Here is an 18,964-nt window from a genome sequence, read left to right on the forward strand (position 1 = left end):
CCCCTGAGGGGCCAGGGGCGCGGGGAACTGCGCGGCCAACCCCCACCGACCCGCAGCCACACACGAAACCCACCCGCACACGCCCCCCCCGGCACACAAACCCCGCCGGACGGCTCACCCCACGGATCGGGCGACCCGGAAGCCCACGTCGTCGACCTGGTAACTCGGATGGCTGCGGCGCCGCGCGCTCGCGCGGACACTCCAGTGCTCGTCGAACCAGCCGCCCCCGCGCAACACCCGGTACCCGCCGTACACCTCCGCGTCGTAGACGTCCCAGCACCAGTCCCACACGTTGCCCAGCATGTCGTGCAGCCCCCACTGGTTGGGCCGTTTGCCGCCCACGTCGTGGACGCGCTCCTGCGAGTTGTCGCGGTACCAGGCGATCTCGTCGAGCGGTCCGTACCGTGGCCCCGGCGTCCCCGCACGGCAGCCGTGCTCCCACTCGGCCTCCGTGGGCAGCCGGTAGCCGTCGGCGGCCCTGTCCCAGTCGACCTCTAACTCGACGCCCCCGCCGTCCGCCCGGATGGCGTAGGCCGGCGTCAGGCCCTCCCGCAGCGACAGGGCGTTGCAGAACCGGACCGCGTCCCACCACGAGACCCCCTCGACGGGCAGCTGGTCCCCGTCGGCGCTGCTCGGCCACATGCCCGAGACCCGCGCGTACAGCGCCTGCGTGACCGGGAAGGCCCCGAGCCGGTAGGGCGCGAGCTCGACCGACCAACTGCGCCGCGTCCGCCGGTCCGACAGCGTGACCTGCCCCGGCGGGACAGCGATCATCTCGTTCACCTGGCGTGTGTCCATGAGCAGGCAATCCTACTGATGATCCGGTGGGCCCACGGCGCGTGTCGGCACGTACCCCGGGCTTATGCCAGACTCAGTCCCCCGGACTCACCCACGTGCCGTGCTCGGCGGAACGGGCCATGGCGTCCAGGGCGGTTGCGCTGTGGACGGCGTCCTCCAGCGTGGCCCCGTACGGGGTGCTCTCGGCGATGGAGCGCAGGAAGTTGTGCGCCTCGATCACCTTCAGGTCGTCGTAGCCCATGCTGTTGGCCGACCCCGGCTGGAACGCCGCGTACTCGCCGTGCCCCGGGCCGACGTACAGCGTGCTGACGGGCTGGTCCTGGAACGACGTGCCGCGGCTGACGCCCAGTTCACCCATACGACGGAAGTCCCACGAGACCGCGCCCTTGGTGCCGTGGATCTCGAAGCCGTAGTTGTTCTGCTCGCCGACCGAGACCCGGCAGGCCTCCAGGACACCGCGGGCGCCGGAGGCGAAGCGCAGCAGACAGGACACGTAGTCCTCGTTCTCCACCGGCCCCAACTCGCCGCCGGCGGACCGGGTGTGGCCGGCGGTGGCACCGGTGGGCCGGGCCCGCTCGGGGACGAAGACGGCCGTGTCGGCGGTCAGCGACGCGATCTCGCCCAGCAGGAAGCGGGCCAGGTCCACGCCGTGCGAAGCGAGGTCGCCGAGCACGCCGCTGCCGCCGCGCTCACGCTCGTAACGCCATGTCAGGGCGCCTTCGGGGTGGGCGGCGTAGTCGCTGAAGAGGCGGATGCGGAGGTGCGTGACGGTGCCGATCTCACCGGCGGCGATCAGTTCGCGGGCGGCGGCGACGGCGGGCGCGTTGCGGTAGTTGAAGCCGACCGTGCCCTGGACGCCCGCGGTGGCGACGGCGCCCGCGACGGCCCGCGCGTCGGCGGCGGTGAGACCGACCGGCTTCTCGATCCAGAGGTGCTTGCCCGCCTCGGCCATGGCGACGCCGATCTCACGGTGCAGGAAGTTCGGAGCGGCGACGCTCACCGCCTGGACCCGGGGGTCGGCGGCGACCTCGCGCCAGTCCCGGGCCGCCGTGGCGAAGCCGTACTGGGCGGCGGCCTCCTCGGCCCGGCCGGGCACCTCGTCGGCGACCGCGATCAGTTCGGGCCGCAGGGACAGCCCCGGGAAGTGGTGCGGCACGCGCGTGTACGCCTGGGTGTGCACCCGCCCCATCCAGCCGAACCCCACGACGGCGACGCCGAGCGTACTCCCCATGACTGTCCCTCTTCGGATCGGTGGTGCGGTGCTGTTCGGTGGAACCGTGCTCTTCGGTGGTGCTGTGTTCTTCGGTGGCGCGGTGTTTTTGGATCGGTCCAGGACCGTTCCGGATCACACTGGAGTTCGTCACAGCAGGTGTCAACCCCTTTGACTTTCCGTCGAAACGTGTGGAACGGTCCAATTCATGAGACCACCGACGATCCGCGATGTCGCCGAACGGGCCGGAGTGTCCAAATCCCTGGTCTCCCTCGTGCTGCGCGGCTCCGACCGGGTGCGCCCCGAGAAGCGCGAGGCCGTCCTGGCCGCCGTCGAGGAGCTCGGCTACCGGCCCAACGCCGCCGCGCGCAGCCTCAGCGAGCGGCGCGCCCATCCGCAGGCCCTCGACCACGCCCGGTCAGGGGGCACCCCCATGGTGGGCGTGCTCCTGAACGACATGCGCAACCCCTGGTTCGTGGAACTGCTGGACGGCCTCAACTCCCTGCTGGACGCCCACGGTCTGCACATGCTGCTGGCCGACGGCCATCTGAACCGGCGGCTCGGCGAGGACCTCACCCGCATGTTCACGGACCTGCGGGTCGACGGACTCGTCGCGGTGGGCACCCTGCCCGGCCCGCAGATGCTGCGGACGGCGGCCGGACGGCTGCCGACCGTCGTCGCGGGCGCCCGTGAGCCGGTCCTGCCCCGCGCGGACATCGTCGCCAACGACGACGAGTACGGCGCCCGTCTCGCCACCGAACACCTCATCGGGCTCGGCCACCGGCACATCGCCCACATCGCCGGACAGGGGATGGTCGGCGCACTGCGCCGCCGCAGCTTCGAAGCCGTCATGCGCGAGCACGGGCTGGGCGACACGGCCGTCGTGGCACAGGGCGACCTCACCGAGGAGGGCGGCTACCGGGCCACGGTCCGGCTGCTCAGCGCCGCACGGCGGCCCACCGCCGTGTTCGCCTTCAACGACATCGCCTGCGTCGGCGCGCTGTCGGCCGCCGAGGAACTCGGCCTCCAGGTCCCCCGCGACCTCTCCCTCGTGGGCTACGACAACACCTACCTCGCCCGGCTGCGCCACCTCTGGCTCACCACCGTGGACAGCGCGGGCCACGACGTCGGCCGCCGTGCCGCGCAGTGCCTGCTCGACCGGATCGCCGACCCCGCCCGGCCGGGCCAGGTCGTCCTCAGCCCGCCCGTCCTCGAAGTGCGGGGCACGACCGCGGCGCCCTCCTGAGGTCCGCACCGGCCCGCCGGAGCGAGCGCCGGCGGCCCGTCACCCCGCGGGCGTCCCGCACTGCGTGCCCGGCGGGCAGAACCAGCGCAGCGCCGTGTCCACGAGTTCCCGCTCGTCGTCCGGTCCGTCGGCGTCCGAGCCGTACGCGACCACCGCGTACCGTTCGCCGTCGGCGGCCTCGAAGCGGTGGTCGATCACGTGCCGGGCACCGCCGCCGCCCTGCTCGCCCGCGATCTCGTCCGCCCGGTACTCGTGCTCGGCGGCCTGGCCCCCGTCGCCGGGTACTTCCGTGAGGGAGATCGCCTCGTATCCGTCGAGCTTCTGCGCCTCCACCTGCGCGACCTGCAAGGACTCGTACGGGGAGGTCTCCATGACCTGGAACACCTGGAGCCTTCGGGTGCCGTCCGGGCTGCGGTAGTCGACCACGTCGATACCGAACTGCGACGACCGGCTGTCGCGTTCCCAGCCCGTCGGAAGCGCCACCCGGAACCCCTCGGCGTCCTGAAGGGGCTCGTAGTCCGCGGGCAGGGCGGCGGAGGGCTGTGCCGACGGCGAGCCGCCCCCGGACCCGTCCCCGTTCCCCGACCCGTCCGAGGGCTCCTTCTTGGTGTCCGACCGGGCGGCGGTGAAGTTCCGGTAGGGCTCCGGCTCGTCCTTCCAGGCCAGGGCCCAGACACCGAAGGCGAGGCCGGCCACCGCGAGGACGATCGCCGTCTTCCGCCGGACGGCCTTCTGCCGTCGTACGTCGAGGTACTGGTCGGGGTGGAAGAGGCGTTCGCGCCGGGACCCCGCCCACTCCTGCCGCTCGGTGTCGAACACCCGCATACCGCGGGTCCTGCCTGTCACCGTCCGGCCCGTCATCCGAGGAGCTGGGCGATGCCCTGGACGACGGCGGTGGCCGAGGCGACCGCCCCCGCCGCCGCGGCCTGCGAACCGAGCCAGCCCCGTACGCTCACCAGCAGCCGGGTGAGGCGTTCCGGGGGAGCGACCCCGGTGCGGACGATCTCGCTCTCCGCGTCCGCCAGTTCGCCGTCGAGGGACATGTCCTCGGCGCTGCGCTCCTGGACGGGCAGCGCCTCGCGGAGGGCGCGGACGGCCCGCAGCAGCTCCTCGTGCGGCAGGGCGGTCCCGGCCGCGGTGTGGTTGACGGACGTCGCGTGCCCGTGGCTGCCGGTGGCGATCGAACCGCCGCTCATGGAGCCGATGTGCACGCTGCCGGATCCGCCGTCCTGCGCGGGCCGGCCGCCGGTGGGGTGTCCTGTGTCGTTCATGTCCTGGTCCTCGGGGCCGGGGTTCGGATGAGGTTCTCGGTGGTTCTAGGCGCCGCTGCGCGGCGGCGTGCCGTTCGCCGCGGCGGGGGCGTTGGTGTGCGCCCTCGCGCTGCCGTGGCTGCCCGTGGCGACGGCGCCGCCGGACATGTCCTGCACGAAGACGCTTCCGCCACTGACCTGGTAGACGTGCTGTTCGAACTGGTCGGTCCGGTAGCCGTGGGACTGCAGTGCCTCGCGCATGCCGTTCACGATGCGCTCCTGGACCGTCTTGATGTACCGGGTGACGTCCATCTCCTGGTACGGCGAGAGGGCCGTCGTACTGGCCAGCTCGCGTAGTGAGACACGCGGCACGTCGGGGTCCGTCTCCCGGTCCGACCAGCCGGTGCCGATCTCCCTGGCGAGGGTCCTCAGCGCGCCGAGGGCGGTGCTCACCCCGGTCGCGGGCCCGTGTCCGAGGGCGCGTGCGGCACCGCTCGCCCAGCTCTCGGGCAGCCGGTCCACGAGGGCGTCCACACTCTTGAAGTCCTTGCGGACGGGGCCGAGCACATACGGGACGACCTCCATCACGAGCATGCCGCCCTGGGTGTGCACGCGGACCAGGACGGTCACCACGACCTGCTCGTGCCAGGCGCCGATGCGGACGCGGAGGAAGACGCGCCGTCCCTCGCCGCCCTCGTCCACGGCCTCCCTCAGATGCGCGGCGACCTGGGCGGGGTCGTAGACGGTCCGGCCGTCCCCGGCACGCTGTCCGTCCGCCTGCACGGCGTGCACGTCGTCGCTGCCGCCGAGGCGCAGCACCTCGTCGCGGCCGACACCGCCCGGCAGACAGACGAAGCGGTCGACCTCCAGCTCCCGCAGCCGGTCCTTCCCGGTGAGCGCGGCGGACTCGCGCAGCCGTACCAACTGCGGCTCGATCATGGCGAGGGCGCTCTCCGCGGTGAGCGGGCCGTGCGTCTGGTGCGGAATCAGCGAACCGTCGGGGGAGGGGGAGGAGGGGCCCGTGTCCGCGGCCTCGGGTCCGTTCGGCGGAGCGGAGCGCTTGCGCAGTTCCATCGCGAACGACCAGGACCGGCGGGGCGAGCCCATCCCGACGAAGGGACTGTCCGGCTCGTACAGGGTCAGTGCGGCCGACTGCTCGCGGCGGACGGCGGCGACCAGGTCCTCGTACAACGGGCCCGCGGGCAGGTCCGGTTGGGTCGTCGTCCGGAACGTCCAGCGGGACAGCCAGCGGCACAGGGCCCTGCGCTGGGTGGTCTCGTGCCACCAGGCGATCAGGGCGATGAGCAGCGGAAAGAGCAGCGGGTAGGGCGTCTGTACGGCACCGTCGAGCACCCCGGCGACGAACCAGCACCAGTAGAAGACGGCGAACAGCGCGGCGCACACGGTCACCGCGACGCCGGCACCGGCGGCGGCCTTCGCCACCGGAGCGGGCAGACCCGCCTGGCGGCCGTCGGCGCCCTGCGCGCGTACGGACCGGGCGAACCAGAGGCCGAGGGCGACGAACGCGTAGAACTGCGACCACGGCATGGGCATTCCGGCGGTCAGCCTGTCGTCGCCCAGGTAGAACGCGGTGAACACGTCACCGAGGCCGACGTCGGCCCCGATGCCCGAGCGGTCGCCCACGCTGTCCCAGAACATCACCACGTCGGACAGCAGGAACCCCAGCCAGGCGGCCAGCATCAGTCCCGCGGTCCGGGACTCCTGCCGGGTGATCCGCACGGCGTGCGTCAGTACGGGAAGCACGTCGACCCCCAGCGGCGGGGCCACGGGACGCTCCTGGTGGACCACCAGTTCGTCGATGACCCGACGGCGGAAGGCGGCGTCCTGATACGTGCCGGCGCACAGCAGCCGGGTCGCCTCCGTGCGGTCGTACGGATGTTCCGGGAGGCTCACTCCGGCCACGTCGCTCCTCTGTCCCTGCTGCGCCCTGGTGGCCCCGATGCGCGGGCTCATGCGCAGGGAAGGGAAGCTAGTGGACGCGGAGCCCGGCTCGTGCGGTCCGTCCGGTTGTGCCCTTCGTTAGGATGAAAGGCATCTTTTCGGCTGGACAGCACGCCCGGTGCGTGCGGCGGGCGGGGGTCAGAGCACGGCGGCGACCTCGAAACCGGCTCCCGCGATGGCCGCGCAGACCTTCGCGCCGTCGAACGCCTCACCCGTCACGGTCACCGACCCGGTGTCGAGGTCGACCTGCACGCCGTTCACACCGAGGACTCCGCCGACCTCCGCCCCGAGCTTGTCGGCACAGCGGCCGCAGGTCATGCCCATGACGTGGTAACGCTGTTCGGTCATCGATCCCTCGTCTCTTCCCGGCGTGCGCGCCCCTGCTGCGGGCGCGGTTCCGGGAAGTCATACGCGCCTGCCGACAGGGGCGTTCAGCATGATCAGGCCAGACGTGGGCGCCCGCTGCTAAGGCCGCGCGGCCGTGTCGGGCAGGGCGCGGTCCAGGATCGTGGTCAGGTCCGCGGCGGCCGGAAGGGTGCCGAAGGAGTGTCCCCAGTCGCCGCCGAGCCGGGTGGCGCAGAAGGCGTCGGCGACCGCCGCCGGTGCGTGCCGGACCAGGAGGGAGCCCTGCAGGGTCAGCGCCATCAGCTCCACCAGCCGGCGGGCGCCCGACTCGAAGCCCTGCCGGTCGCTCAGGTCGCGCAGCTGGTCCTTGAGCCTGCCGACGGCCGCGTCCAGCCGGGCGTCGGCGCCGCGGGCCAGGGCGAGTTCCGCGAACAGCGCCTCGCCGGTCTCGGGCGCCCGGCCGAGGGCCCGCAGCACATCGAGGGCGTTGACGTTGCCCGACCCCTCCCAGATGGAGAGCAGCGGGGCCTCGCGGTAGTGACGGGGCATGCCCGACTCCTCGACATAGCCGTTGCCGCCCAGGCACTCCAGCGCCTCGGCCGTGAACGCCGGGCCGCGCTTGGTCACCCAGTACTTGCCGACGGCGGTGGCGATCCGGCGGAAGGCCGCCTCCTGGGCGTCGCCGCGGATCGCACGGTCGGCCGCGCCGGCGAGCCGCAGCGTGAGGGTCGTGGCGGCCTCCGACTCCAGCGCCAGGTCGGCCAGCACGTTGCGCATGAGCGGCTGGTCGATCAGCAGCGCACCGAAGGCGCCCCGGTGCTTGGTGTGGTGGCCGGCCTCCACGAGGGTCTTGCGCATCAGCGTCGCGCTCATCATCACGCAGTCGAGCCGGGTGCAGTTGACCATCTCGATGATCGTCTTGACGCCCTGTCCCTCAGGACCGACCAGCCAGGCGACGGTGTTGTCGAACTCCGGTTCCGAGGACGCGTTCGAGCGGTTGCCCAGCTTGTCCTTGAGGCGCTGGATACGGAAGGTGTTGCGGCTGCCGTCGGGCAGGATCCGCGGCACGAGGAAGCAGGACAGACCGCGCGGCGCCTGGGCGAGGACCAGGAACACGTCGCACATCGGGGCGGACGTGAACCACTTGTGGCCGCGCAGGGTGTACGCACCGGGCTCCGCGGTGGGCGCGGCGGCCGTCGTGTTGGTGCGGACGTCCGAGCCGCCCTGCTTCTCGGTCATGCCCATGCCCGCCAGCAGCCCGCGCTTCCCGCCCGGGACGCGCAGCCCCGGCTCGTAGACGCGACTGACCAGCAGGGGCTCGTACACCGCGGCCAGTTCGGGCTGCTTGCGCAGCGCGGGTACGGCCGCGTAGGTCATCGAGGTGGGGCAGCCGTGCCCGGCGTCGGTGTGCCCCCACACCAGTCCGCCGGCCGTGCGGACCACATGGGCGCCGGGCCGGTCGTCGGCCCAGGGCGCGGCGGCCAGACCCTCGGCCACCGCGGTGCCCAGCAGTCGGTGCCAGGCGGGGTGGAACTCGACCTCGTCGATCCGGTTGCCGAAACGGTCGTGCGTACGCAGCTCCGGCTCATGGCGGTCGGCCTGCCCGGCCCACTCCTGCGCCTCCTCCCCACCCGCCACGCGGCCCAGCCTGCGGATGTCACCCTCGGCCCATCCCGCACCCTCGCGGCGGAGCCCTTCCAGCAGCGCCGTGTCCTCGGCCGCGTCGTACGGGGCCAGGGCGGGGGCCTGGTTGGTGACGTCGTGCGTGGCGGACTGTTCCGGCGTGAGGATCGGGACCATGTCCGCAGTGTTGCACCATCTCTGCGGTCGCAGCAATGGTGTAACACCGTCGCCCCCGGGCCGCCGGCGCGGCCCCGTTCGCCCGACCGGGCACAATGCCGTCCATGCGGATGAACGAGCCCCGGTCACCGGCCGACCCCGGACTGCGCCCGCTGTCCGCACGATCGGTCGTGCTGAGCCTCCTGCTGGGCGTCCACCCTCCCGAGCTTCCCGTGCGGGACCTGATCCGCAGCGTGGAGCCCTTCGGCATCGCGGGCTCCACCCTGCGGGCCGCACTCAGCCGGATGGTGACGGCGGGCGATCTGCGGCGCGCCGACGGCGTCTACCGGCTCAGCGAACGGCTGCTGGAACGCCAGCGCCGCCAGGACGAGGCCGTGCACCCCAGGACCCGGGACTGGGACGGCACGTGGGAGACTGTCGTCGTCACCGCCACCGGCCGCGGTCCGGCCGAACGAGCCGAACTGCGCGCCGAGTTGACCGGCCTGCGGCTGGCGGAACTGCGGGAGGGGGTGTGGCTGCGGCCGGCCAACCTGCGGCGCCCGTGGCCCGCGGGTCTGACACACCTCACCGAGCGGTTCACCGCCCGGCCCGAGCAGTCCGCGCGCGCACTGGCCGGGAGTCTGTGGCCGCTCGACGGCTGGGCCGACACCGCCGACTCCCTGCTGGCACACGTGGCCCGCACCGCACGGCCGGCCGACCGTTTCGCCGCGTTCGCCGCCGTCGTACGGCATCTGGTCACCGACCCGGTGCTGCCCGGCGAACTCCTCCCGCCGCACTGGCCGGCTCCCGCCCTGCGCGCCGTCTACACCGAGTACCGGGCAGAGGTGCTGGCGGCGCTGTGAGGCGGCGGGACACCGGCCGCGGTGCCCGCCCCGGCGTCCGCCGGGACGTCCCGCGCGTTCACGGCTCCGACTCCTGGGCCGCCGAGCGCCCTGCTACGAGTTCGGCGACCGCCGCGGACAGTTGCTGGCGCAGGGCCTCGGGCAGCGGCTCGCCCGTGACGGCGGCCACCGTGCCCTCGGCGAGATGGAACAGCTTGATGTTGGCCTTCTGGGAGACCGTGACGAGTACGCTCCACGCTTCCTCGGGGTCCAGCCCGAAAGACGCCATGAGGACCCCGCGGGCCAGGTCGATGACCGGCCGCGTCTGCATGGCGCGTTTCAGCTGGAGGACTTCGACGCGCAGACTCTGCTCGGCGTCGGTGGCGTCGACGATGTCGAGGGCCTCCGTGGCGTCACCGGACAACGATCTCTCCTCCATGGTGCTCTGCTTCGTGCCGGGGTGCGGGTGCGGGGTCCCGCGCTCGGTACCGCCCGCGGGTGCGAACGGTGACGAGGTCTCCGAGGGGGCGAGGAACTGCTCGCGCGCGGGGGCTGACGGGCCTCCGCGGGAGGCTGTGCGTGAACCGCCGACCTGCGAGGAAAGCGTTGGTTCCGACATGGCAGCCGCTCCCGGGGCATCCACCGTCACTGTCTCCTCCAGACTCCGTCCCAAACTTTCACACGTCAAGTGATACATGAAAAATCTTTCACCCTTTGGTTTGCGTGAATGCCAGGTCGTATGCTGGGGGTCATGGGTGAAGTACCTGAGACACACACCGGCTGGACGTTCCTCACCAATCACGCACGGGTGCTGGCCGCGATCGCCGAGAACCAGAACACCCGCATCCGGGACATCGCGGCGCGCTGCCGGCTCACCGAGCGTGCTGTTCAGAAGATCATTTCTGATCTGGAACAGGATGGCTATCTCACGCACACCCGGCAGGGCCGCACCAACGAATACCGCATCGAGCCCGGGACGATCCTGCGCCACCCGGCCGACGCGGGCCTGTCGGTCGCGGGTCTGCTGTCGCTGCTGGAGCAGCACGACTCCGAGCGCGACGCGCGACCCCCCTCGCCGGGGACGGAGCCGGCCCGTGAGCGGAACCCCCGAGCCGGCCACTGACGCCGGTTCCACCCGTACGGGGGACCGGCGGGCGCGCCGAAGACACGACCAGGATGCCCGGGTTTCCGGGCACCGCTGCGGGGGACCCGGCAGCCGTGGACGACAAACGGCAGCGACATGACGCGGAACCGGCCCCCGGAGGGACCGGGACGCGGAAGGAATGTGAGGAGTCGTGACCGCGTACGGCAGCACACAGGACACCGTCCGGCGCCCCGAGACCGGCTGGGCGCAGGCCCGGCGCCGCCGCGTGGGAGGCGTGCGCTTCTGCCTTCCGGCGACAGCCGACCGGGACACCCGCCGTCCTTTTGCGGAGCCGGAGGGGAACATCGTCAGGGGTGAGGACTGACCGGGACGGGGCACCGCGTACCACTGTGCGAGCCCGCATCCAGGCGTCACCTCCCGGGCGCCGCCCGGGAACCCGGGTGATCGACTGGTGAGCGCCGGAGCCCGGGGCTAACGTCGGTGTAGCGGACGTCCGCAGCCGGACGACCGCCAGGACACAGGCCGATCCCATGACGGGCTCACACGCGACACCTTCCGGCACTGCCAAGACCCCGGAGCGGGGCCACGGCAGCGGAATCGCACTCCTCGTCATCGCCTCGTGCCAGTTGATGGTGGTCCTCGACATCACCATCGTGAACATCGCCCTCCCGCACATCCAGAGTTCGCTCGGCTTCTCGACCGAGAACCTCTCGTGGGTGGTGAACGCCTACACGCTGACCTTCGGCGGTCTGCTCCTGCTCGGCGGCCGGCTCGGCGACATCCTCGGCCGCCGCAGGGTCTTCGTCTTCGGCGTGCTGCTCTTCGTGCTGGCCTCGCTGCTCGGCGGACTGTCCCAGGAGTCCTGGCAGTTGCTCGCGGCGCGCTCCCTGCAGGGCGTCGGCGGCGCCATCGCCTCCCCGACGGCCCTCTCGCTGATCACCACCACGTTCCGCGAAGGACCCGAGCGCAACAGGGCGTTCGGCGTGTTCGCCGCGGTCTCGGCCGGCGGCAGCGCGATCGGCCTGCTCGCGGGCGGCGTGCTCGTGGAGTGGCTGGACTGGCGCTGGGTCCTGTTCGTCAACATCCCCATCGGCCTGCTGATCGCGCTCGCGACGCCCCGCTACATCCGGGAGTCCGAACGGATGCCGGGCCACTTCGACGTCCTCGGCGCACTCACCTCCACCGTGGGCATGGTGCTGCTCGTCTACGGCTTCATCCGCGCCTCGGAGGACGGCTGGAGCGACGGCCTGACCGTGGGGGCGTTCGTGGCGGCCGTGGTGTTCCTCGCCGCCTTCATCTTCGTCGAGAGCCGGTCCAGGCAGCCCATCACGCCACTGTGGATGTTCCGCGACCGCAACCGCGCCGGTGTGTACGCCATCATGCTGAGCCTGGCCGCGGCGATGTTCGGCATGTTCTTCTTCCTGACGCTCTTCGTGCAGAACGTCCTCGGCTTCAGCCCGCTGCGGGCCGGCCTCGCCTTCCTGCCGGTCAGCGCCGTCATCGCGGTGGGCGCCGCGATCGCCTCGCAGCTGCTGCCCCGTTGGGGTCCCAAGCCGTTCATGACGGTCGGCGCGATCCTGTCGGCCGTCGGCCTCGCCTGGCTGACCCTGACCGAGGTCGACAGCACCTACGCGGGCAGCATCCTCGGGCCCATGCTGGTCTTCGGCTTCGGCATGGGGCTGAACTTCGTGTCGCTGACCCTGATGGCGGTGTCGGGCGTGGCACCGCAGGAGGCGGGAGCGGCCTCCGGGATCCTCAACGCCACCCAGCAGGTGGGCGGTTCGCTCGGCCTGTCCGTCCTGGTCACCGTCTTCGGCACGGCCAGCCGCAACGAGGCCGCCGACCAGGTCCGCGCGTTCATGGCCGAGGCGACCCCCGCCCAGCGCCTGCGGTTCCGCAGGACCGGCGAACTCCCGTCGCCCTGGGGCGACCAGGTGCTGACGTCGGGCATCTCGCACGCCTTCGTCATCGCCGCGATCTTCGCCCTCGTCGCGGCCCTGGTCGCGCTGTTCGTCATCCAGGTACGCCCCGACGACCTGGAACGCCTCCAGGGGAACGGCACGCCGTGAGCGCCCGTACGGCACGCCGCTTCGCACGGTGACGTCCGGCTCAGGAGAGCGGCTGTTCCGTCCAGATGACCTTGCCCGCCGGGGTGTAGCGGGTGCCCCAGCGCTCGGTGAGCTGAGCCACGAGGAACAGCCCGCGTCCGCCCTCGTCCGTCGAGGCCGCGTACCGCAGATGCGGTGACGTGTTGCTGCCGTCGAAGACCTCGCAGATCAGACTGCGGTCGAGGATCATACGGACCTCGATGGGGCCGTTGCCGTACCGGATCGCGTTGGTGACCAGCTCGCTGAGGATCAGCTCCGTCGTGAACGTCAGGTCGTCCTGGCCCCACTCCGTCAGCTGCCGGGTGACCGAGGCGCGTACCTCGCCGACGGCCGCCGGGTCGGACGGCACCCGCCATTCGGCGATGCGGTCCGCGCCGAGTGCGCGCGTGCCCGCGACGATCAGCGCGATGTCGTCGCTCGGGCGGGGCGGCAGCAGGGCGTTCAGGACGGCCTGGCAGGTGTCCTCGGGGGAGCGGTCGGCCCCGGCCAGGGCGGTCCGCAGGAGTTCGAGGCCGACGTCGATGTCCCGTTCCCGGTCCTCGACGAGCCCGTCCGTGTAGAGGACGAGCCTGCTGCCCTCCTCCAGTTTGAGCTCGGCCGTCTCGAAGGGGAGACCGCCGAGACCGAGCGGCGGACCGGCGGGCACCTCGGGGAAGTCCACACTGCCGTCCGGGCGGACCACCGCGGGCGGCGGGTGGCCGGCCCGGGCCACGACGCACTGCCGGGTGGTCGGGTCGTAGACGGCGTACAGACAGGTCGCGCCGGTGATCGCGGCGCTGCCGTCCTCCGTCGCCTCGTCCTGGTCGATGCGGGCGACCAGTTCGTCGAGAAGCCCCAGCAGTTCGTCGGGCGGCAGGTCCAGCGCCGAGAAGTTGTGCACCGCCGTGCGCAGCCGCCCCATGGTGGCCGCCGCGTGCAGGCCGTGGCCCACGACGTCGCCGACGACCAGCGCGACCCGCGCGCCGGACAGCGGCAGCACGTCGAACCAGTCGCCGCCCACCCCCGCCTGGGCCGGGAGATAGCGGTACGAGATGTCCAGGGCGCTCTGCTCGGGCAGATTGCGGGGCAGCAGACTGCGCTGCAGCGTCTCGGCCATCGTGTGCTCGCGTGTGTAGCGGCGCGCGTTGTCGATCGAGACCGCGGCCCGGGCGACCAGCTCCTCGGCGAGGGCCAGCTCCTCCTCGTCGAACGGCTCGGGCTTCTCGGAGCGCCAGAAGTTCGCCACCCCCATCACCAGGTTCCCTGCCCGCAGGGGGACCGTGATCAGCGAGTGGATGCCGTACTCCACGACCTGCGCGGTGCGCTCCAGGTCCTGGGCGAGCCAGCCGTGCGCCTCCTTCAGCGCGGGCGCGACCACGGCCTCGCCGGTGCCGAGGCTCTGCGCCTGCGGGGTGGAGGCGACGAACCCGATCCGCTCACCCACCGCGTACAGGGGAGCGTCCTTGCGGATCCCGCTCAGCGCCGTACGGCGCAGCGAGGTGCCCGCGTCCGGTTCCTCGCCGCTCAGCACCGCCTCGGCCAGATCCACCGTGGCGAAGTCCGCGAACCGCGGGACGGCGACCTCGGCCAATTCCTCGGCCGTCCGGGTCACGTCCAGGGTCGTACCGATGCCCACCCCGGCGTCGTACAGGAGCTTGAGGTGTTCCCGGGCCAGCTCGGCCCGGCCGGACAGCGCGCGCAGTTCGGTCGAGTCGCGGAGCGTGGCGACACTGCCCGCCGGGCCGCCCTTGAGGTCCGTGGGCCGCTGGTTGACGGCCAGCAGCCGGTCGCCGACCAGGCGCACCTCGTCGGTGACGACGTGCCCCGAGGCCAGCAGGGCGCCGGTGCCCGCGTCCAGGCCGAGTTCGAGGACATGACGTCCCTCGGCGTCCTCCGGGAGGTCCAGCAGCCGGTGCGCCTCGTCGTTGGCGAGCAGCAGCGTGCCCTCGCCGCCGACGATGAGCACTCCCTCCCGGACGGCGTGCAGCACCGCGTCGTGGTGCTCGTACATCCGGGTCATCTCGAACGGCCCCAGACCATGGGTCTGCCGCAGCAGGCGTCTGCTCACCAGGGCCGTGCCGGCCAGGGCCAGTGCCAGGGCCGCCGCCGCGGCGGTCAGCAGGAGGGGCATCTGGCGGTCCCCGACCCCTCCCACGTTCTCGGTCGTGATGCCCGCCGAGACCAGGCCCACCACCGTGCCGTCGTCGGCCTTGACCGGCACCACGGCCTGCACCAGGGGCCCGAGGGTGCCCGTGATCTCCTCGGTGAAGGACTTGCCCGCCAGCGCGGGAGCGAGGGTCCCGACGAACTTCTTGCCGATCCGGTCCGGCTTGGGGTGGGTGTAGCGGATGCCGTCGGTGTTCATCACCACGACGAAGTCGACCTTGGACCCCACGCGGGCCGCCTCGGCGCGCGGCTGGAGCACGGCCGTGGGATCGGGGGCGCTCAGTGCCGCGCGGGTGCCCGGAGCGTTGGCGAAGGTCTCGGCGACGGCCAGGGAGCGGTTGCGCGCCTCAGTCGTGCTGTCGTGGCGCACCTGGAGGACCAGGGCGCCGGCCGCGGCCACGACCAGCAGCAGCACGATCGCCACCTGCAGCAGGAAGACCTGGCCGGCGACGCTGCGACCGGCCAGCCCGGACCGTGCCCCGGCGGAGCCGGGCGGGTGCCCGCCGTCCTGTGCTCCCTGCGGACCGGTCGGCCCGTCCGGCGTCCGTCGTGTCCGCCGCCCGTGTACGCGGTCGGGGCGGTCATGCCTGCGCCGCGCGCGCAGGCCGCTGAGGCGGGAGGTCGACCGGGCCCAGGATCGACCCAAGAATCGGACCATATGCTCATGTCTACACTGCCGGGGGCCAGGAGGCGAGGGGCGCCCCAGGTGTGACGGGTGAAGGTCCGGCCCGGGTGGCCCAGACCTCTGGCGGAAACCCGGGCGAAGCGCGCGTCGGCACATCGCCCCCTCCTGCCCCGCCGCCACTACCGGCTGTCCCGTCCCGCCACCCCTCATGGCGCGAGGCCCGGGCGCTCAGGGAAGCGGCTCGGCGGCTCAGGGAAGCGGCTCGGCGGACGGCGCCGACGGCGACTGATGGCCGCCGCTGGCGAGCATCCGCACCTCTCCCGCCCGGCTGATCTCGGCGCGCAGGATGCCGGTGCGATCGCAGTAGACCGGGTTGCCGCCCGGCCCGAGGGAGGTGGTCCGTTCCACGACCACCTCGTCCGTGACGGCCTCGCCGCCCGATGGCCCATGGGTGAAGGTCAGCCGGTAGCGGTCCGGGGTGTGCATGACGGCCTCCGTGCGCGTTCAGCCGCGGACCAGGGCAAATGCGTCCACTTTCATGATGCGCCCGGACGCCGCCGACGGCAGAGCGGCCACGAGCCACGACCCCGCTGCCTGTGTCGGGCACCGGCCGTGGTGCACCCGTGGTGCACCCCTGTTGCACCCATGTGGCCCGTGTGACCGGCGGGGCCGTCGTGTGCGGGTACGGGATGCTGCGGGCCCGGCGCCCGCGCCCCGCGCAGGTGAGCGCGGCCCAGGGCGCGCGGCGCTCGCGCGAGTTGCCGTCGACGCGGTGCCGGCACGTGGTGTCGTGAACGCGGTGCCGGCACGTGGTGTCGTGAACGTGGTGCCGGCACATGGCGTCGTGAACACGGCGTCGTGACGCGGCGCCTGCGCGCGATGCCGTGGACGTAGCCCCGGCACGCGATCCGCGGCACGCGACCCGCGGCGGGCGGTGCCCGATCAGGTTCGCCGCAGCCGGGGTGGGCGCAGGTCCGACTCGCGCCAACAAGGGCGCAGGGCACGCGAGGTGATGGCATATTTCTTCCGTGGCCGCCGGGAAAACCGGCCACGAGCCGCGACTTGGCCGGCATAAACCGGCAGAAACGCACTCGGCGGCGCCCTCACGGAGCGCATCAGAATGCCCTTCCCCAACCAGACCGCAGGAAAACGTGATTGCCCGGACACGGGTCTCGCAAACGTCTGGTTCGTGAGAGGTTTCTATGAATCCGAGATGTGTCTGAACACTCGGAGCTTCATCTCCGTATGAAGCGGGGGATTGCCGTGCCCGTCGGCAACGAAGCGTAGGAGTAGATCCTTGGGACGCAACACGCGCAGACGCCCAACAGGCGCACGACGCGCGACCATCGGGGCGGTCGCGCTGATGCTGGGAGGAGGTGGACTGGTAGCGGCGAACGTCTACGCCACTGCCTCCGAGAGCACCTCGGGCCAGACCGACCAGGTCCTTGCCTCGGGTGCCGCCACGATCGACTGCCCGGATGTGGGCAGTGAGCTGGCCGCGGTGCCGGACGGGTCCAAGACGGAGGTCGACAAGCAACTCGCCCTCCTGGACAAGCAGATCGCCGAGGCGTATCAGAGGCTGCAGAGCTCCGCCGACGCGATCAAGCAGGACGCCGCCTTCGCGCAGAACTCGATCATGAATCCGCTCAAGGACAAGCGAGCGGCGACCATCGAGCGCATCGTGGCGGCCATCGACGCCGTGGGTGACCGCCCCGAAGGGCTGGACGCCTTCGCGCCCTGCATACTCCGCGCCTCCGGCAACCAGGACGCGCCGGAGAACGGGCAGGACGGCGAACAGAACGGCGACGCCGAGGGTGACAACGCCGAGGACGGCGCAGGCCAGGACGGCCAGGACCAGAACCAGGGCGACGGCCAGGACCAGGGCCAGGACCAGGGCGGCGAGCAGGGGCAGGGCGAGCAGCCTCCCGGCAACGGCGGCCAGGCCGGAAACGGCCCCGTGGCAGCCGACTTCGTGGACATCTCCACCGTCCAGCCGAACGTGTCGAAGCCGGCCGCCCAGGGCAACGCCTCCAAGGGCTCCTTCGTCACCAGGTGCGGTACGAACGAGAACGGGCTCTTCAACTCCGACAACGTGATCGTGGCTCCCGGTGTCAGCAACGGCGCCCACCACTTCCACGACTACGTCGGCAACCAGTCCAACGACGCCTTCGCGAGCGACGAGGACCTGGCGAACGCCGAGACCTCCTGTGAGGACCAGGGCGACAAGTCCTCGTACTTCTGGCCCGTGCTGCGCCTGCAGAACGGCGCCGATGAGAAGGACGCCGCCTCCCCGGGCGGTGGCATCGAGGGCAACGCCGGCGAGATCATCAGGCCCAAGGCGGCCACGATGTCGTTCGAGGGCAGCCCGCGCGGCGAGGTCACGGCCATGCCGAAGCTGCTGCGCATCATCACCGGCGACGCCAAGGCGTTCGTCAACGGCCCCACCAACGCCAACGCGTCGTGGAGCTGCACCGGCTTCGAGGACCGGCAGCTGAAGGACAAGTACCCTCTCTGCCCCCAGGGCAGTGACGTGGTCCGCACCTTCAGGTTCCAGAGCTGCTGGGACGGCCGGAACATCGACAGTGCCAACCACCGCACGCACGTGGCGTTCGCGACCGCCGACGGCAGCTGCGCGAACGACTTCAAGGCCATTCCGCAGCTGGTGCAGCGCATCGTCTACGACGTCGACGCGCCCAGCGTGGCCGACGGCGGCAAGTCGAAGCCGTTCTTCGCGGTCGACTCCTTCCCCGAGCAGCTGCACAAGCCGGTCACCGACCACGGCGACTTCATCAACGTCTTCGACGAGGCACTGATGAAGGACATGGTCGACTGCATCAACGAGGGCCGTAAGTGCGACGGCGCCGATGACGGCGGCAACGGTGGCGGCAATGGCGGTGGCGGTAACGGAGGCGGCGGCAACGGCGGTGGTGGCGAGGAGCCGACCGACCCGCCCGCGACCACTCCGGCCCCCGACCCGACCGAGGGCAACGAGCAGCCGGGCGACGACGAGCCCGGTACGGAGGAGCCCGGCACCGAGCAGCCGGGTGACGACGAGCCCGGGGACAACGGTCAGAGCGAGACCCCCGCGGACAACGGCGGCAAGAACACCGCGAAGCCCTCGGCCGGCAACACCGAGGACGCGGGCGGCGCCGACAAGGGTGAGGACGACCAGGCCAAGGACGACCAGGGCAAGGGGAACGCCGAGCCCAAGGCGGACACGTCACCGTCGGCGACCCAGAGCGATGCCGCCGGTTCCACGGGCGGCGCGGACGCCGGCAGTGCCGTACCCGGCCCCGAACCCGAGGACGCGGGTGGCGTGGCCGCCCCGCAGACGGTGACGGGCGGACTCGCGGAAACCGGCACGAGCCTGTGGCCGGCGGCGGCCGGAGGACTGCTGGTGATCGCCGGCTTCGTGCTCCTGCGCCGGATCAGCAGCAGGTCGAGGTAGCGGGACTGTCGCCCACACCTCACGGGGGCGGTCGGAGCTGCGCAAGCAGGTCCGGCCGCCCTTCCCGGGTGCGGCGCGGGCAGCAAGAGGCCCCGGCTGGA

16 protein-coding genes are annotated in these 18,964 nt (G+C 72.1%); 6 read left to right on the forward strand and 10 right to left on the reverse strand.

What is annotated here, in order from left to right:
* Positions 1-114: 114 nt before the first annotated feature.
* On the reverse strand, positions 115-798 hold the full coding sequence (locus tag ACFWGJ_RS07440; RefSeq protein WP_387321613.1) for a formylglycine-generating enzyme family protein: 684 nt from the start codon (positions 796-798) through the stop codon (positions 115-117).
* A 73-nt stretch (positions 799-871) separates the two neighbouring features.
* Positions 872-2,029, reverse strand: a complete 1,158-nt coding sequence (locus ACFWGJ_RS07445; RefSeq protein ID WP_387321614.1) for a Gfo/Idh/MocA family protein — start codon at positions 2,027-2,029, stop codon at positions 872-874.
* Positions 2,030-2,216: 187 nt separating this feature from the next.
* On the opposite strand from ACFWGJ_RS07445, the gene ACFWGJ_RS07450 reads away from it, so the two are divergent.
* Positions 2,217-3,254 (forward strand): LacI family DNA-binding transcriptional regulator, encoded by a 1,038-nt coding sequence (locus tag ACFWGJ_RS07450; protein WP_387321615.1) that lies wholly within the window; start codon positions 2,217-2,219, stop codon positions 3,252-3,254.
* A 39-nt stretch (positions 3,255-3,293) separates the two neighbouring features.
* Here ACFWGJ_RS07450 and ACFWGJ_RS07455 read toward each other — a convergent pair whose 3' ends face one another.
* The 5 genes from ACFWGJ_RS07455 to ACFWGJ_RS07475 all read right to left on the reverse strand — a co-directional run bounded on the left by ACFWGJ_RS07455 (position 3,294) and on the right by ACFWGJ_RS07475 (position 8,611).
* Positions 3,294-4,079 carry a hypothetical protein gene (locus ACFWGJ_RS07455; protein WP_387321616.1) on the reverse strand — a complete coding sequence of 262 codons (786 nt, stop codon included), beginning with the start codon at positions 4,077-4,079 and terminating at the stop codon, positions 3,294-3,296.
* 32 nt (positions 4,080-4,111) lie between these two features.
* A complete protein-coding gene (locus ACFWGJ_RS07460) occupies positions 4,112-4,525 on the reverse strand; it encodes a hypothetical protein (protein WP_387321617.1) in 414 nt (137 codons plus the stop codon).
* Between the two features lie 45 nt (positions 4,526-4,570).
* Positions 4,571-6,478 (reverse strand): hypothetical protein, encoded by a 1,908-nt coding sequence (locus ACFWGJ_RS07465; RefSeq protein WP_387321618.1) that lies wholly within the window; start codon positions 6,476-6,478, stop codon positions 4,571-4,573.
* Between the two features lie 126 nt (positions 6,479-6,604).
* Positions 6,605-6,814 carry a heavy-metal-associated domain-containing protein gene (locus tag ACFWGJ_RS07470; RefSeq protein ID WP_387321619.1) on the reverse strand — a complete coding sequence of 70 codons (210 nt, stop codon included), beginning with the start codon at positions 6,812-6,814 and terminating at the stop codon, positions 6,605-6,607.
* A gap of 117 nt (positions 6,815-6,931) precedes the next feature.
* Positions 6,932-8,611, reverse strand: a complete 1,680-nt coding sequence (locus tag ACFWGJ_RS07475; RefSeq protein WP_387321620.1) for an acyl-CoA dehydrogenase family protein — start codon at positions 8,609-8,611, stop codon at positions 6,932-6,934.
* A gap of 104 nt (positions 8,612-8,715) precedes the next feature.
* Between ACFWGJ_RS07475 and ACFWGJ_RS07480 the strand changes: the two genes are divergently transcribed.
* Positions 8,716-9,453 (forward strand): PaaX family transcriptional regulator C-terminal domain-containing protein, encoded by a 738-nt coding sequence (locus tag ACFWGJ_RS07480; RefSeq protein ID WP_387321621.1) that lies wholly within the window; start codon positions 8,716-8,718, stop codon positions 9,451-9,453.
* Positions 9,454-9,511: 58 nt separating this feature from the next.
* Here the strand turns inward: ACFWGJ_RS07480 and ACFWGJ_RS07485 are convergent, their stop codons facing one another.
* Positions 9,512-10,051 carry an ANTAR domain-containing protein gene (locus ACFWGJ_RS07485; protein WP_387321622.1) on the reverse strand — a complete coding sequence of 180 codons (540 nt, stop codon included), beginning with the start codon at positions 10,049-10,051 and terminating at the stop codon, positions 9,512-9,514.
* 132 nt (positions 10,052-10,183) lie between these two features.
* On the opposite strand from ACFWGJ_RS07485, the gene ACFWGJ_RS07490 reads away from it, so the two are divergent.
* The 3 genes from ACFWGJ_RS07490 (at position 10,184) to ACFWGJ_RS07500 (ending at position 12,606) form a co-directional block, all read left to right on the forward strand.
* Positions 10,184-10,555: a helix-turn-helix transcriptional regulator gene (locus tag ACFWGJ_RS07490; RefSeq protein WP_387321623.1), complete on the forward strand. Its 372-nt coding sequence runs from the start codon at positions 10,184-10,186 to the stop codon at positions 10,553-10,555.
* 172 nt (positions 10,556-10,727) lie between these two features.
* On the forward strand, positions 10,728-10,901 hold the full coding sequence (locus tag ACFWGJ_RS07495; RefSeq protein ID WP_387321624.1) for a hypothetical protein: 174 nt from the start codon (positions 10,728-10,730) through the stop codon (positions 10,899-10,901).
* A 166-nt stretch (positions 10,902-11,067) separates the two neighbouring features.
* Complete coding sequence (locus tag ACFWGJ_RS07500; RefSeq protein WP_387321625.1) at positions 11,068-12,606, forward strand: MFS transporter; 1,539 nt, start codon at positions 11,068-11,070, stop codon at positions 12,604-12,606.
* Between the two features lie 40 nt (positions 12,607-12,646).
* Here the strand turns inward: ACFWGJ_RS07500 and ACFWGJ_RS07505 are convergent, their stop codons facing one another.
* Together ACFWGJ_RS07505 and ACFWGJ_RS07510 are read right to left on the reverse strand one after the other, a co-directional pair.
* On the reverse strand, positions 12,647-15,448 hold the full coding sequence (locus ACFWGJ_RS07505) for a SpoIIE family protein phosphatase (RefSeq protein ID WP_387321626.1): 2,802 nt from the start codon (positions 15,446-15,448) through the stop codon (positions 12,647-12,649).
* 216 nt (positions 15,449-15,664) lie between these two features.
* Positions 15,665-15,901, reverse strand: coding sequence for a DUF6296 family protein (locus ACFWGJ_RS07510; RefSeq protein ID WP_387321627.1), 237 nt, complete (start codon positions 15,899-15,901; stop codon positions 15,665-15,667).
* 877 nt (positions 15,902-16,778) lie between these two features.
* Between ACFWGJ_RS07510 and ACFWGJ_RS07515 the strand changes: the two genes are divergently transcribed.
* Positions 16,779-18,863, forward strand: coding sequence for a DUF1996 domain-containing protein (locus ACFWGJ_RS07515; protein ID WP_387321658.1), 2,085 nt, complete (start codon positions 16,779-16,781; stop codon positions 18,861-18,863).
* Positions 18,864-18,964 lie beyond the last annotated feature (101 nt).

Source organism: Streptomyces sp. NPDC060205, assembly GCF_042728395.1.
Classification (GTDB): Bacteria; Actinomycetota; Actinomycetes; order Streptomycetales; family Streptomycetaceae; genus Streptomyces.

Bases quoted from the DNA above. Each gene is read 5' to 3' on its own strand.
- ACFWGJ_RS07445 (WP_387321614.1), bottom strand. From the start codon at position 2,029: ATGGGGAGTACGCTCGGCGTCGCCGTCGTGGGGTTCGGCTGGATGGGG.
- ACFWGJ_RS07480 (WP_387321621.1), top strand. From the start codon at position 8,716: ATGCGGATGAACGAGCCCCGGTCACCGGCCGACCCCGGACTGCGCCCG.
- ACFWGJ_RS07510 (WP_387321627.1), bottom strand. From the start codon at position 15,901: ATGCACACCCCGGACCGCTACCGGCTGACCTTCACCCATGGGCCATCG.
- ACFWGJ_RS07470 (WP_387321619.1), bottom strand. From the start codon at position 6,814: ATGACCGAACAGCGTTACCACGTCATGGGCATGACCTGCGGCCGCTGT.
- ACFWGJ_RS07505 (WP_387321626.1), bottom strand. From the start codon at position 15,448: ATGGTCCGATTCTTGGGTCGATCCTGGGCCCGGTCGACCTCCCGCCTC.
- ACFWGJ_RS07455 (WP_387321616.1), bottom strand. From the start codon at position 4,079: ATGCGGGTGTTCGACACCGAGCGGCAGGAGTGGGCGGGGTCCCGGCGC.
- ACFWGJ_RS07465 (WP_387321618.1), bottom strand. From the start codon at position 6,478: ATGAGCCCGCGCATCGGGGCCACCAGGGCGCAGCAGGGACAGAGGAGC.
- ACFWGJ_RS07485 (WP_387321622.1), bottom strand. From the start codon at position 10,051: ATGTCGGAACCAACGCTTTCCTCGCAGGTCGGCGGTTCACGCACAGCC.
- ACFWGJ_RS07450 (WP_387321615.1), top strand. From the start codon at position 2,217: ATGAGACCACCGACGATCCGCGATGTCGCCGAACGGGCCGGAGTGTCC.
- ACFWGJ_RS07515 (WP_387321658.1), top strand. From the start codon at position 16,779: ATGCTGGGAGGAGGTGGACTGGTAGCGGCGAACGTCTACGCCACTGCC.
- ACFWGJ_RS07440 (WP_387321613.1), bottom strand. From the start codon at position 798: ATGGACACACGCCAGGTGAACGAGATGATCGCTGTCCCGCCGGGGCAG.
- ACFWGJ_RS07490 (WP_387321623.1), top strand. From the start codon at position 10,184: ATGGGTGAAGTACCTGAGACACACACCGGCTGGACGTTCCTCACCAAT.
- ACFWGJ_RS07475 (WP_387321620.1), bottom strand. From the start codon at position 8,611: ATGGTCCCGATCCTCACGCCGGAACAGTCCGCCACGCACGACGTCACC.
- ACFWGJ_RS07500 (WP_387321625.1), top strand. From the start codon at position 11,068: ATGACGGGCTCACACGCGACACCTTCCGGCACTGCCAAGACCCCGGAG.
- ACFWGJ_RS07460 (WP_387321617.1), bottom strand. From the start codon at position 4,525: ATGAACGACACAGGACACCCCACCGGCGGCCGGCCCGCGCAGGACGGC.